Annotated in this window: 13 protein-coding genes; all 13 read right to left on the bottom strand. The window is 47.9% G+C overall.

What is annotated here, in order from left to right; genetic code table 11:
* Nucleotides 1-2: 2 nt before the first annotated feature.
* Nucleotides 3-1,067 carry a type IV pilus assembly protein PilM gene (gene pilM, locus AAB417_00705; protein ID MEK7630538.1) on the bottom strand — a complete coding sequence of 355 codons (1,065 nt, stop codon included), beginning with the start codon at nt 1,065-1,067 and terminating at the stop codon, nt 3-5.
* 61 nt (nt 1,068-1,128) lie between these two features.
* Nucleotides 1,129-1,785 (bottom strand): transposase, encoded by a 657-nt coding sequence (locus tag AAB417_00700; protein ID MEK7630537.1) that lies wholly within the window; start codon nt 1,783-1,785, stop codon nt 1,129-1,131.
* A gap of 308 nt (nt 1,786-2,093) precedes the next feature.
* On the bottom strand, nt 2,094-2,294 hold the full coding sequence (locus AAB417_00695; GenBank protein MEK7630536.1) for a hypothetical protein: 201 nt from the start codon (nt 2,292-2,294) through the stop codon (nt 2,094-2,096).
* Nucleotides 2,295-2,452: 158 nt separating this feature from the next.
* Entirely contained in the window at nt 2,453-4,564 is a 2,112-nt protein-coding gene (locus AAB417_00690) for a hypothetical protein (GenBank protein ID MEK7630535.1), read from the bottom strand.
* Entirely contained in the window at nt 4,542-5,078 is a 537-nt protein-coding gene (locus AAB417_00685; protein ID MEK7630534.1) for a hypothetical protein, read from the bottom strand. Before AAB417_00685 ends, AAB417_00690 begins: the two co-directional genes overlap by 23 nt.
* 11 nt (nt 5,079-5,089) lie before the next feature.
* The gene (locus tag AAB417_00680) at nt 5,090-5,599 is read right to left on the bottom strand and encodes a prepilin-type N-terminal cleavage/methylation domain-containing protein (GenBank protein MEK7630533.1); all 510 of its coding nucleotides are present in this window, start codon (nt 5,597-5,599) and stop codon (nt 5,090-5,092) included.
* Between the two features lie 5 nt (nt 5,600-5,604).
* Entirely contained in the window at nt 5,605-6,141 is a 537-nt protein-coding gene (locus AAB417_00675) for a type II secretion system protein (GenBank protein MEK7630532.1), read from the bottom strand.
* On the bottom strand, nt 6,122-9,007 hold the full coding sequence (locus AAB417_00670) for a hypothetical protein (GenBank protein MEK7630531.1): 2,886 nt from the start codon (nt 9,005-9,007) through the stop codon (nt 6,122-6,124). The genes AAB417_00675 and AAB417_00670 overlap by 20 nt, the downstream gene beginning before the upstream one ends.
* A gap of 1 nt (nt 9,008) precedes the next feature.
* Nucleotides 9,009-9,527, bottom strand: a complete 519-nt coding sequence (locus tag AAB417_00665; protein ID MEK7630530.1) for a type II secretion system protein — start codon at nt 9,525-9,527, stop codon at nt 9,009-9,011.
* Nucleotides 9,524-10,015: a prepilin-type N-terminal cleavage/methylation domain-containing protein gene (locus AAB417_00660; GenBank protein ID MEK7630529.1), complete on the bottom strand. Its 492-nt coding sequence runs from the start codon at nt 10,013-10,015 to the stop codon at nt 9,524-9,526. The genes AAB417_00665 and AAB417_00660 overlap by 4 nt, the downstream gene beginning before the upstream one ends.
* Nucleotides 10,005-10,598 carry a prepilin-type N-terminal cleavage/methylation domain-containing protein gene (locus AAB417_00655; protein ID MEK7630528.1) on the bottom strand — a complete coding sequence of 198 codons (594 nt, stop codon included), beginning with the start codon at nt 10,596-10,598 and terminating at the stop codon, nt 10,005-10,007. The genes AAB417_00660 and AAB417_00655 overlap by 11 nt, the downstream gene beginning before the upstream one ends.
* Nucleotide 10,599: 1 nt before the next feature.
* Nucleotides 10,600-11,844 (bottom strand): type II secretion system F family protein, encoded by a 1,245-nt coding sequence (locus AAB417_00650; protein ID MEK7630527.1) that lies wholly within the window; start codon nt 11,842-11,844, stop codon nt 10,600-10,602.
* Between the two features lie 3 nt (nt 11,845-11,847).
* Entirely contained in the window at nt 11,848-13,602 is a 1,755-nt protein-coding gene (locus AAB417_00645) for a GspE/PulE family protein (GenBank protein MEK7630526.1), read from the bottom strand.
* Nucleotides 13,603-13,604 lie beyond the last annotated feature (2 nt).

Raw genomic sequence — 13,604 nt, 5'->3', positions numbered from 1 at the left:
ATCTATATATGTATATCGGAAAATAAATCGTCGTCACCGCGCATCGCAAGCCCAAACGCGGTTGCGTACCGCATGGTAGCGTGCGCGCGCATAGGTGGCACATAGTGAGTGAGATCAAAAAGATTTTCCCAAATCTTTGCGCGCGTGACTGCCACACCAAGATCGCGCGAAAGAAACTCAGGCAACCCCTTGAGATGCGCGTCGCCTCCGCACAAATACGCAGTCGTGATCGCGGGCTCCCCCTCCTCACGCCTTCGCTCCCAAAAATGAATCTGTCGCTCTGCCTCCGCCTTGAGAACTGCTAACGCGGGTGACATTGATTTGATTATTTCTTCGGAAGAAAAATCGATACCGCGGCCGATTTTGATCTCGCGCGCCTGCGCTTCGGTGACATGGAGCGAATCACGAAGTGTCGCGTCAAGATCGCGTCCGCCCATCTTTACGGTAGAGGTAAAAAGGACATTGCCATGGTAGACGATGGAAAAAGTCGTGCGCGTACGGCCAATATCACCCACCAGTATCGCCTCCGCGCTCCCGCGAGGCGATACTGCGCGCGCGACTGCCTGCGATTCGAGCTCAAAGACTACAGGGATAAATCCGGCCTGCTCAAATACTTGGATGTATGACTCAATGAGTGCCTTGGGATACGCGGTCACCACCACCTGCATATCGGCTTTGGGTATGCTCCCCTGCGGCAAAACCTGGTAATCAAAATAGAGATCCCCCGGTGGATACGGGACATGCTCTTCGAGCTGAAACTCGAGCGCTTGACGCACCTCGGATGCGGGCAATTTTTGCATACGCACAAGACGCAAAAACCCTTTTTCCTCTGGTAACGAGCAGGTAAGGTACGGTGTGTGGTGATGATATGGATGCAAAACCTCTTTAATCACCTTGGCCACACCCGCCACATCTTGAATCTCTCCTGCTTCAATCAAACCGCTCGGCAAATCGTGATCGCCAAAAAATGCGATCGTACGGCGACCTTGCTCCATACCAAATCGCATGTATTTAAACGATTCGTCAGATATATCAACGCCAATGGCCGGGAAGGAAAACGGCTTCATTGCTTTTAGTATACACCACTCTTACTGTCCTTCGAAGTAGATAAGTAGTACAAAGGCAGCCTTAGGTGGTTGGTTTGAAATCTAACCAATCTTGATGCGCGTCGGCAAAGGCATATCTGTCTTCGAAATACGCGGGAAATCCCTTTGGCGCAAGGATAATCTTCTCCGGCCGATGTAGACCAGCGTAGTCTTGATAGCTTGAATATCGATATGTATCCAGAAATTTTTTTGCACGCTTCATATCACCAATACCCTTTTCCTTCCAGGTTGGCTCAATGAGTTTTATGGGATTCAGATGTATATAGGCATATATATACTTTAGATATTCATCCCGATCAATATGCTCGGCCTTAAATCTACTTTGGAACAGAGATCCGACGCGATCATATTTCTTGTTGAAATACTTGGCATACGCTGTCATCAGTTTTTCCATAAACAAAGACAATCCACCGTCTACAACCTCTTTGATAAGTAAATGTATATGATTGGGCATCAGCGTATAAGCACCGATTGCTACTGCTTTTTTGCCGACAGGAATATCGGCAAGCGGTTTCTTTTGGCTAAGGCGAAAGACAACGGGTATATCGCTGTTTGCTATATAGAGCAGGCGAAGAAAGCGTTCTTTGTCATTTCTGTCGAGAAAAATTCTTCGTTTTTCCACGCCACGATTATACACATGATAGTACTCGCCGACAGAAAACACGATTTTTCTTTCCATGACTCTATTCTACCACAACCACCCCAAGTACAAAGGCAGCCTTTGTACTATGATTTATCGATAGATATCCTTACGGTGATCAATTTCGAAAAAGACTGCTGTGTGAACGCCATGAAAATAAAAAAGTGTACGATACCGCCTCGTCACCCGAAAAGAAAAAACTGATGAAAGTCCTTTGACAAGCTTTACATGAAGCCGCTGATCGCGAGGATCATCCAGAAAAAGTGTTTTCTGCCTAGCAAAAAGCCGCCTTATGCTAGGCGGCAATTTGCCAAGAGACACTGCGAAATCTTGCGTCTCAATAACATTTATTGGCGAGATCGCACAGGATACTTATGTTGCGCGCGCAGAAAAGATTCTCGAATGCGTTTTTGGTTGGCATATCCTCCGATATCCTCTTGCGGAAAAAAGAGGGAAACCTCCCGACGAAGTTTCTGGACTTCTTCTAAGACTTCTTTCAACGCTACTTCGCCAGAGCGTTTTTTTATTTTTACTGAAACATTAACCATGGATTTATATTACAACAATAACTCAAAGATATCAACGCCACGATTATACACATGATAGTACTCGCCGACAGAAAACACGATTTTTCTTTCCATGACTCTATTCTACCACAACCACCCCAAGTACAAAAGCTGCCTTTGTACTGGAAGGATGAGAAATTTTACGGCGATTCGTAAAATGAGGAAAATTGCGGGATATACTCATAGCTCGTCCCCGGCGAGGCCCCGATCGCCACCGAATCATCATAGTGCACTTCAGCTCCGTCGAGCAGCCGCACCTCTGCCGCACTCACCGCGACACCTGTGGCCTGATTCTGGATCGTAATTTGGCCATACGGGGCAAAATATACACCGCCAGTCGCGTGGTCTTGGATTCTAATAGTATCTAGGGGCTCCGAACTATCCGCGGGTTTTTTTTCAAGACTGATTATATAAATATGTCCTTTGGGTTTAGTGACGTCACATCCAACTGTACATGTAGCCTCTAAGGTGAATCGATTTTCCACTGATACTTTATGGTCAAATATCAAAAACGCGCTGGCCCCAGAACCATCCGCATTTGCACCGTCAACCACAACTTTGCAGTTGTTGCCAAAATTACCCCCAAAGCCTAGGCCGTTCATACCTTTAATGTGGTATATGCGAGAAGAACCCGCATCTGCAGTCAGGGTCAAAACACATCCATTGGAACCATTTATATTTAAAGCTCCGTTAATCACCTGTGGGCCCTCGAGTGCGTCGACTCCGCTAACATTATAGTCGTCCGCTATTGGTAATCCCGCATATTTTACTGGATCCGCTGCGGTTTCCTTCCATATATTAACACACTCCTGCCACTCGCAGTTGCTAATAGTGATAAGGGCCGCGGGCTCTGGCGCGGGGGCATACGGAAAGGATGGGATTGTAGGATAGTAATCTACACATTCATGGCCGGGGGGAATGACATCATCGGCGCAGGCCGTCCCTCTGGATGTCACGGGCGCGGTTAGATTCTCGTAAAATATTTTGCTTGGTGTTTGTGGCAAATTGCTCGGAGGCGGCCCTATGAGAGTTGTGGTAGCTTTGGAGTTTATAATAGTCATGGCCGTAAGATTACCGCCCGCATGCACACCTTCGATCATCGTGGTGAAATTGCCAAAGACATCGGTATCGTTATCTCCAAAATATACAGTGAAGGCGGCGTCACTAGTGGCATCTGCACTCCAGTCCGAACCAACGGTATAATTTGTAACATACTTGAACTGCGAATCAGTACCATTTATATTGGTCCCCTTGCATAGTTCGTAATAAGCAGAAGCCGAAAAGTTACTATTATCAAATATAATCCAATACTTTTCTCCCTCGTAGACCGGAAAGGCCGCGGGGCTCAAAACATACTCCTGCGGCGTAAAAGTGGTACCAAAAAGTTCTTTCGAAAAACTCTTGGACCCAAAAACTGGCGTGTCTCTGGGTCGATCGTCTGCAGGATCGGGGGTCCCATTGTCGTTGTTTGGCACCACTCTGATGGTCATATCTCCAGGGGGACTGCCGAACTTCCTTACAGCAAGCTTTACGCTAAGCGGATAGGCAGTAACATTTTTAGGCACTACAAAACTTTGTGCAGCGTCTTGATGCGCACTGGAGTTATTTAGTATTATATTTGGGCAGTTTGGTAAATCACTGGGAAGCTTATTTTCACTTCTATAGAGCGGGGGTTCGGAGGCGTCATGAGCAATAGTCCTGGCCACTGTAGTGCTACCCGTAACAAAATCGTTGGGGCCATATGCCATTTTATCTCTGACAGAACCGTTTGAAAAAATATCCCCTCCGCTCTTGCTTGGACTGGTATGACCAATAAAATTAGTATCTTCTATCAACACCCCCAGAAACCCCGCCTGTACGCCTGACTTAAAAGAGACGCCCTCGCTAACCACTTTGGTAAAAACTACCTTCACCGAGCGAAAGTGATTGGAAATATTGGCCTTAGCTGTGATACTTGGGGTAAGCGTTGTGGCATTTTGTATATCAAAACTAGCGCTACCACCATTGGTAGTGGGAAACGCAAGACCGGTAGTATAATTTTTTCCCGTATTTATGCGGCGGATGATATCTTCGAGCCCCGATTGGGCAGTCACAAAACTTTTTTTGCCAAGCATAAGCTCGCGGGCCGCACGCAATTGGGAGACTGCCAGCGCCCCGAATGTGCCCGCCACCACTACTGTAATGACCACTATATATATGGATACCGCCAGCGCGGCAAAGCCTTTTCGGTTAGTTAGGATTTTTGGCATCATAGCTTCCCCTCATTATAGCAGTCGTGTGATATGTGCGCGTAACTTGATAGCTGCCTGCGGCTCCAGATGAGAGTGTCAGTTTGACGGCAATTGCGTCCGAAACCGTTGAAACCGGAGTCGTCACCTTTATAAATGTAAGGCCGCTAACTGTAATACCGGAAGGATCTAACTGCGCGCTACCCAATAAAACATCCTGCCCAGAAAGACTAATTGTGCGCGTTGATAAAGCTGTAGTACAATCCGCGGCACTCGGCGAAGAAAGATCCGCAAAAGTGGCAAGCGAAATAGTATTGCTCGGCGTTGTCAGTGGGGTCGGGGTACTGCAGGCGAGCCTGAGCTCCCGCACGATGCGCTCCAAAATAGTCTCGGCCGCGGTGGCCACTGCGCGCTCGGCGCGCGCCCGGCGTAAAAGTTTGGCCTCTTGAATCATGCCGGAGACTACAACCGTAACAATAATAGAGAACACCGCGACATAAATTACAAGCTCGGCTAAACCCACACCCCGTTTGTACATTGGCTTGGCCATCATCTCAAAAAGAGGTTTGCAATATAGGCCTCGACCTGCTCGCTTTTGGTACCCCAAGTGACTTTTATGAGTGCGTACTTGGTATCAGTATCCAAATTTTGTCCGACAGGACAAGAGACGGTAGTAGTTTGCCCCATAATATTATGACTAGTATTATCACGACAAGCATTTTTAAATGTCACCGATCGTGTAAAACCGTCGAACGGAGTACACAAATCAACTGTAGGGACAGCCATGAGCCCGATTGATCCGCCAGCAGATATATCATTTAGACAGTATATTTGGCTGCCATTAGCGGTAAGGCCGCCCAACCGATCAGCAAAGTGTACATCCCGCAGATACAAAAGCGCCTCGTACCCTTCTTCGAGCAAAAAGGCGGCCTGCGCGCGCTCGCCACCCCGCACTGTGGCACGGTGCGAGAGCGCCACGCCGCCATACACCGTAAGAGCTGCAGTAACTATCACCGCAAGGGCTACGAGCGCCTCTACGAGCGTAAAACCTTTATGCATTATATTCATTGTACCTCAATATTGCCCAAAGGTGTTATCTTTATAACTTTCGCCATGCTGATGTTGCGGCGGGAGGTGAGGATAAGGATACGGCCCCCAGCCGGTAGTGACGCGCAACTTGAGCCAATATCCTGCGCATTTCCGGTTATTCGTTGAAAAGAGAGGCCGTCATATCCTCCATATGTGGGAAATGTCTCAATGGATATATATGTGCCCCCCGGCAATGACTGCGTGGTGCTCACCACGCTATCAAGTGAGCAGTTACAACTATCGTCAAACATAAGCGTTATGTTACTTGGAGTAACAGCTACCCCATAACATGTGCTGGTCGTAGCCCCAGCACTATCATTGCGTGAAGACAGAGTATAGGTTCGGGCGCTACGCAATATTGCTACTACCTGCTCGGTAGCCGCGTTGAGTTCTTGGTTGTTAAAAAATGATCGAAAGGCCACAAATGACATCGCCGCGAGCATACCCATCACGCCGATAACGATGAGAAGCTCGAGAATACTCATGCCTTTGTTATGGTGCAATTTCATCATAGTCACTGACCCCAGACGCGCTTGCGGGCCCACCTGGGAAGATCATATCGAGCACACCATAATCATAGCTTACTTGGGTATTGCGGCGCATTACCAACTTATATGCCGCCACCTGCATAGCGTTGGGATTGGAAGGATCTCGCCCGAGCACTACGGAACCATTGGGAGCATAAAACGATACCGTTGCCCCTCCGTCTTGACGGCTCAAACTATAAATCGCCGCTTTGTCGTTTTCCGAAGTCAGATCAGTTGGATTCTGGTAGTTAAAGGGATCATAATCGCCTTGATTGTACGAGCGTGAAATAACAAGCATATATTCATCCTGCGCTTTGTTGCCACCTAAAAGTTGAGTATCATTTTCGGTGTCTACAAACCCATCGACGATCACAATCCCTGCAGTGTTAGCAGGCCATCCTAACGCACCGCTACTATTGTTCATCTCAATCTTGCCGCCTTGCTTGCCTGGGTCTTTTACAAGATGTAAATTGCCTTTAACGTGCATATGTGCACCACTGTTGAGAGTAAGTTTTGCCCCGTTGCGTACGACAAGGTCACCGTTTATGCAGGTTGGTGCGCCTGCCTGTCCTAGTGGAGGCCATGACTGTGATGCAGTGATAATGTGCGGGCCAGGAAGGCACGTACTTGTAAAAATCGAACTTACCCACCCATTGATTTTTGATTCAGAAATAGGCCATGGACCTTTTTCTGGTGGTGCTTTGGGTAGATAGAGATCTTGCACTGCCGAATCAATACCATAACCGGTGGGCGCTGGAGCAGTAAGTATAGTTTTAAGTGCTGCCTCGTCGACATATGCTATATCTTCCGCACCGCCTGCGTATTTACAGAAATTATATGGATACTGTCCGTATGCGCTTATATCAGGCGCGGGATAAATATAGTGCGTCTTATATACATCCGAGCCGCAGCTAGTGTTCTCGCCCGATCCACAACCAAAGTAACATCCGCGCCCGCTCGATTGTGACATGGTATTAAACTCATACGGAGTGTAAGTATTGAACGGTGAATCCTGTGTACATGATGCCGCAGTACCACCGTGCGTCACATTGCCTGCGTTTTTATAAGGATTGCAGTAAAAGCGCGTGGCAACATCCGTATTGACCGGATAGAGTGTGGAATTTACTGAATATCTGCGCTCAGAAACGCCATAATTTACCCTGCTAAAATTAGTCCCATTTGTTGTTTTTCGCACGTCGCGTACCTGTGAATCACAAAATGGCCGCCACCCTCGGCGCGATTCAATATCATCACCTACCGTCTCCGTACCCGAACCTCCAAGATCGCAATTATCAAGCTGCTGAACGAAACTATACCCCCAGAGTCGCGCATGCGCTTGGCGATCTTTCCAAAACGCCGAGGCAAAGCGTCTGCCCACAAACGCAATATCTTTGTTGGCGGATGACCCTTCACCTATGACGCTCGCGCCAATGGCTTCATCGGCGTGAAGCTCGCCGAATACTTGTAGCGAGTTTTCATAGTTATCATCTTCGGTACCTTGTGAATACACACGAAAATGAAAATCGGTACGCGGTTTATTAAAAGCGTCCGCCGGGAGAAGAGGTGCGGTGCCATTGGTGAGATTTGCATTGCAGGTAAAAGGCGTACTCGCGTCCTTCGAGCAAAAAAGGTTCGAGGTAATATATTGCCCGTACCCGCCCGTGTGAACAAGACCACAAACATCGTTCTTACACGGCGTCGCACTCTCATCATAATAAACCTTGTAATAACTATTTACATCGCCGCCAGAGCCTTCCGCCTGCAGTACGATATAAACGCCGTCATCGTCATCGACAGATTGAAGGCCGCTCGAACCAGGAATATTGAAATACACCCACTCGGGCGTATCCGCAGTGAGTACTTCACCCGGACTATTTGTTAAACCATCATGATCAGTGTCAATTTTATATTTTGCAAAAAGCCGTTCGTCATTCGCACCGATACCAATATCTTTTTCGAGCAAAATTCTTTGTGGTGTATCCCAAACTCCCGTACTACCCACTTCACGCACGGGATATGACTTCACGGTGGGCAACTTATCAGCGCTTCCGTGATATGCAACACGAAATGCGTAGCGTTTTGAGTTTTTACCTCCTTCATGAATCCGCACTCTTTGCGCGATTGCTGTCGCCTTGATAGCTCCTACTTCATTGCATTCGGGAGACACCAGTTCAGTTAATGCGACAGGATTGTCCGTCAGACACACAAACTTATGATTTGAGCTAACGGGATCGGGTTCTTTTCTCTCTGATGGCCTGATATCAACTTTGCCGGTTGTATATACATGCCCTACCACGCGTGCATCAGTCGCACTTTTGCCAAGCTTTCCGCCACCATCAGATCCATTTGCCCATACAGGACCATTGACCCAGACTGTACCTGCATCACCAGCTTCATCTTCGCCCTTACAGCCAGTACCGCTCACACATTTGATATCCGTACTATCAGACATCCAGAGACCGCCGTCGCCGATAAAACCCGCGTAGGTATAGATAGGATTGAGTTGTAGCGTTATCTTTAAAGCGCGCTTACGCCCACCAACATTACTCGTACTGATCAAATTGTTGTTAGTTGGTGTAGGGGCGACAACATCGGTCGTACCAGATACGAGGCCGGCGACCGTCCAACTGCCAGTAACTACACCCCCTGAGCGCAAATACCGCGCGATACCATCTTCTGTACCCGCTTCGGACACATAGTATGCGCGCGCCGACTGGTACACATTGGAAAATTGCCGCGCAGAGCTCGCAGTGATAAGCCCATAGCTCGCGATCAGTATCACAAGTATCACAAGTACGATAATCATCGTCGTGAGTGCTGCGAGCCCCCTGTTGTATCCTGCGTATTTCATATCAATAACCACGCGGGGTAGCGCCCGTGGTAATAGTAATAGTTTGATACGTCACCAGATCACGAAGACCGAGCTTAATACGCACACCTTTGGCATTACTACTACACGGGCTTATAGTACCCGCACACTCGAGAGTAAAAATATCAACTGCCACACGCGGTGATGTAAGTATGCGCGTGGAAACAGGATTGATGCCGTCATTTTTCGTCATAATAAGCTTTGGCTTGGTAGGATCAGATTTATCAACCTTAATAGTGACTACGGCATCTGTCTTTGTGAGTGTAAGTTCGCCATCATTACTAAAAGCAAAATCTGTCGATTCTAAATTTTTTGCACCACGCGCATGGTCCAGTACTTGGCGCATCGCGAAGTCTGCTTCGTCCATCATGCGCACACGGTCGCCGATTGAGCGTTCATTGGTAATAATATTGACCATAAAAAAGAAAATGGCGCCGAGTACTATTACCAGCACACCCACATACACCAAGAGTTCAATAAGAGTAAAGGCGCGCCGTCTCATAGATTTGAAGTCCAATCAGTAAGATACGTATCGAGTACTATGTTTTTCGATCCATTATCCCAGCTCACCATCACCGTCACTTTGCGTGTGCCGGGGTCATCATATCCAGAGGGGCCTGTAATAATAACCCCCTGCTGGTCGCCCTGACGATAAACGGGGGAAAACCGAATACTGCGCGTGAAAATACCATCGAGCGCTGCGGGAGGCGTAGTACTCAGCGACCATGTGTTACTGGCAAATGTCGCATAATAATCTGTAGCACCAGTAGTTGGTGACGAGATCGTTGACCACCCGCCAGTCGCGCGCAAATACCGTAGCGCCTCAAACGCCTCTTGTGCATAATAGGTTGCGCGTACTTTCATGATGCCGTCTTGTTTGATCTGTAAAAGTTTTGACTGCAAGAAAAAAAGTGTGACAAACACCGTAGAGATAAGCGCTATCGCTACAAGAAGCTCGAGGAGTAAAAAGGCTTTTTTATTATTTTTCATAAATCACACCAGATTTTGTGATCACGACTCCACCGCAAGTTTTGTTGTTACGACAAATTGTCAGTGCCGCCTCACCACTACCACAGGGACTCGCGATCTTATTCTTATTATAAAAGTATATCACTCCTTCGGTAGCGGATGGCGTAATATCTTCATATTCACCAGTCAGTTTTGAGAATATAACGCCGGGTATGATAGTCCACCCTGGACTGATACTTTGAAGTTCGATACTCGAAGTATACGGAGTACAAAAAGAAAGCGAGTTTGGCAAAGAGTAGCTATTTACAAGCGTGGGACAGGTATATATATAGTAGCCACTATCGCCCAATCGTATAGCATCTGGATTTTTACAAAGAGAAAAAGTTGTCGCCCCATCATAAAAAAGCACGCCGTACTTGGCTCCATCTTCTGACGCGAGAGACTTTGACCGCGCAAGTTTCAAAATACTCTCAACATCACGCGCCGCGGACCTGACCACTGTCCGCTCACGCCATGTACCAAAGCTCGGTATGATGAGTGCTGCCAAAAGACCAATGACGCCTATCACGATAATGAGCTCAATCATGGTAAATGCTCTGCGCATATTAAATGGCACCTACCAATGAATACATCGGTGTGATCATCGAGACAGCAAAAAAACCTACGACCGCACCAATGATAAGCATGAGCACCGGCTCGATAATGGTCGAGAGATCTTTGGTAGCATCGGCAACTTGCTGTTCATAAAACGACGCGACCTCGCCGAGCATCTTTGAGCTCTCGCCCGTCTCTTCACCTACCGAGAGCATCTCGCCTACCAGTGATGGATAGAGATGTTCGTTTGCTAAAAATACTTTTGAAATCGTATCGCCTTTTTGGATCGATTTTTTTGCGTCCGAGAGCGTCTGTGAATACAAATGATTCTGCACCACACGCGCGGTAATCTCGAGCGCTTCCATCACCTGCACTCCTGCCGATAAGAGTGACGAGAGCGTGCGCGAAGCGCGTGCGGCGTTGAACTTTTTGGCGAGCGGGCCGATCACTGGTAGACGAATAACAACATTGTCCGCCAAATGCTTGCCGAAGGTTGTACGAAAAAATGCGATGACACTAAAAATAAACCCAAAAAAACCGAGGATGACCAGCATAAAGTGGTTAGTAAAAAAGTCGGAGAAGTCGATGATGAATTGTGTGGAAGCTGGTAGCTCGACATCGAGCTCTTTAAACACCGCGGAGAGTGTTGGTACTACATACACAATCATGAGCGCACCGATGAGCACCATCGCCGCTAAAATAATCGATGGGTACATCATCGCTCCCCTCACCTTGCGCACGAGATCGTAATCCGCCTGCATCTGGGAAGCTAGAAGTGTGAGCGATTCTTTGAGCTTACCTGACTTCTCGCCTGCATCAACCATAGCAATATAGAGGGAAGGGAAAATTTTTGGATGCTTGCCGAGCGATTCAGCAAATGTCTTACCCTGCCGAATCTGATCTTCGATAGCTAAGATCGTAACTTTAAACTTTGGGTTATGTGACTCCCTGGAAAGCGCGTCGAGTGCGCGCGTGAGTGGGAGACCTGCGCCAATCATCACTCCCAAGTTTTTTGAAAATACGATTTTGTCAGAAAGCGTGACGCGCCGTAAATAGGTACTAAGATCGATGGAAACATTTTTTTTGAGCCCGCCAGGCATATTCACACCGGGTAAGGCGCTGATCTCGTGCGCTTCAAGCAACAGGAGGCCCTCGGTACGCAAAAAGCGCGCGAGCTCAAAACGATCACCTGCATCACGAAGACCCGACTGCTCAACACTCTGCCGGTCACGCGCCCGAAATTGAAAACGCGCCATAGATTATTCTTGTGTCACGCGCAATACTTCTTCGACCGTAGTAATCCCCTGCGCCGCTTTAAAAATACCGTCTTCGAGCATACTCATCATGCCTGACTTACGCGCGATCGCATCAATCTCCGATGGATTCGTGTTTTTCATTACCATCTCACGCATCGCGGGCGTCACCGTCATAACCTCATGCACACCGATACGCCCTTGGTAGCCATCGGGCACATCAGATGCGGGTACCGGTTTATAAAATGGCACATCTTCGATCTTTGCTTTTGGCGCGATAATTTTTTCCGCGCGTAAAAACCCAAGTATACGATCGATATCAACAATCTTTGCGAGCTGGGCGATTTGATCTTTTGTCAAACGATACTCCTCTCTTGATTTGTAGAGTGTGCGCACCAATCGTTGAGCGATAATCACATTGACCGTTGACGCGATCAAAAAGGGCTCGACGCCAAGATCAATGAGACGCGGCAACGCGCCTGCCGCAGAGTTGGTATGCAATGTCGTCAGTACCAAGTGACCAGTGAGCGCGGCATTGATAGCGAGACCAGCGGTCTCCGAGTCACGAACCTCACCTACCATCAAGATATCAGGATCTTGACGCAACAGACTGCGCAAACCGTTGGCAAAGGTAAACCCGATATCGGGACGCACCTGTGTCTGATTAATGCGAGGCATACGGTATTCAATCGGATCTTCAATGGTAGAAATATTGACATCGGGAGTATTCACCAAATCCATCATCGTATAGAGCGTCGTCGTCTTACCTGATCCGGTAGGACCAGTGGCTAAAATCATACCGACAGATTTTTTAATATTTTGATGTAACAGTTCAAGTCCTTCACCATGAAACCCGAGTGATTCGAGCGTGAAGCCACGCGCATTCTCCGGCAACAAACGCATGACGATCTTTTCACCGTCATACACTGGCAATACCGAGACACGAGTTGAAAACTTATATTCGGGCGATTCGATCTTGAAACGACCGTCTTGTGGCAATCGTTTTTCATCAAGCTTTAAGCTCGAGAGCACTTTGACGCGCGCGATAACAGCTGATGCGATTTTCTTGGGCAACACCATCGCATCACGCAATATACCATCGATGCGGTACCGTACCAAAAGCTCGTTTTCGAGGGGCTCGATATGAATGTCAGATGCTTTTTGCAAAATCGCGTGGCGGATAAGAGTATCGACGATCTTGATGATGGGCAACTCTTGCGCCACCTTCTCGAGATCCTCGCCACTCTCACCCGCCTCACCAACTGACGCGGCACTCATAACAAGCCCGTCCGACTCGCCCTTGATAATCTCACCGAACTCCGCCTCCAGACTCTTCTGATAGAGAGAAAGGAGATACTTCATCGATTTTTCGTTAGTCATGCGTGGCTTGATAGTAAGCCCCGATTTTTTGTGGATGAACTCAATAGTCTCGAGATCCTCCGGATCGAGCATCGCTACCTCCAAATCCTTACCCATCTTTTTATAAGCGATGATATTGTGCGCTCGCGCAATAGGTTCGGGCACCGCATGAAGCACTTCGGGGTCAATCTTTTCACCTTCAAGATTTACAAATGGAATCCCGAGGATGTACCCATACACGCGCTCAATATCTTTTTGGGTTATTTTCCCTTGGGCGACGAGAATATCTCCAGGACGCAAATCCTGCTCTTTGGCCTTTTTAACTGCGGCGTCAATATCTTTTTCGGAGACAAGCCCCGAATCAAGAAGAAACGCTTTGAGTTGCCCTGAATCGATTCTCATCC

It is taken from the genome of Patescibacteria group bacterium (genome assembly GCA_038064855.1).
In the GTDB taxonomy this organism is placed as follows: domain Bacteria; phylum Patescibacteriota; class Minisyncoccia; order Ryanbacterales; family GWA2-47-10b; genus SICQ01.
The sequence above is the reverse complement of the archived record's forward strand: the minus strand, read 5'-3'. Positions and strand labels throughout refer to the sequence as shown.

Coding starts and splice junctions, on each gene's coding strand:
- AAB417_00700 (MEK7630537.1), bottom strand. CDS start 1,785: ATGGAAAGAAAAATCGTGTTTTCTGTCGGCGAGTACTATCATGTGTAT.
- AAB417_00660 (MEK7630529.1), bottom strand. CDS start 10,015: ATGAAAAATAATAAAAAAGCCTTTTTACTCCTCGAGCTTCTTGTAGCG.
- AAB417_00690 (MEK7630535.1), bottom strand. CDS start 4,564: ATGATGCCAAAAATCCTAACTAACCGAAAAGGCTTTGCCGCGCTGGCG.
- AAB417_00675 (MEK7630532.1), bottom strand. CDS start 6,141: ATGATGAAATTGCACCATAACAAAGGCATGAGTATTCTCGAGCTTCTC.
- AAB417_00695 (MEK7630536.1), bottom strand. CDS start 2,294: ATGGTTAATGTTTCAGTAAAAATAAAAAAACGCTCTGGCGAAGTAGCG.
- AAB417_00655 (MEK7630528.1), bottom strand. CDS start 10,598: ATGCGCAGAGCATTTACCATGATTGAGCTCATTATCGTGATAGGCGTC.
- AAB417_00665 (MEK7630530.1), bottom strand. CDS start 9,527: ATGAGACGGCGCGCCTTTACTCTTATTGAACTCTTGGTGTATGTGGGT.
- AAB417_00680 (MEK7630533.1), bottom strand. CDS start 5,599: ATGCATAAAGGTTTTACGCTCGTAGAGGCGCTCGTAGCCCTTGCGGTG.
- AAB417_00650 (MEK7630527.1), bottom strand. CDS start 11,844: ATGGCGCGTTTTCAATTTCGGGCGCGTGACCGGCAGAGTGTTGAGCAG.
- pilM (MEK7630538.1), bottom strand. CDS start 1,067: ATGAAGCCGTTTTCCTTCCCGGCCATTGGCGTTGATATATCTGACGAA.
- AAB417_00670 (MEK7630531.1), bottom strand. CDS start 9,007: ATGAAATACGCAGGATACAACAGGGGGCTCGCAGCACTCACGACGATG.
- AAB417_00645 (MEK7630526.1), bottom strand. CDS start 13,602: ATGAGAATCGATTCAGGGCAACTCAAAGCGTTTCTTCTTGATTCGGGG.
- AAB417_00685 (MEK7630534.1), bottom strand. CDS start 5,078: ATGTACAAACGGGGTGTGGGTTTAGCCGAGCTTGTAATTTATGTCGCG.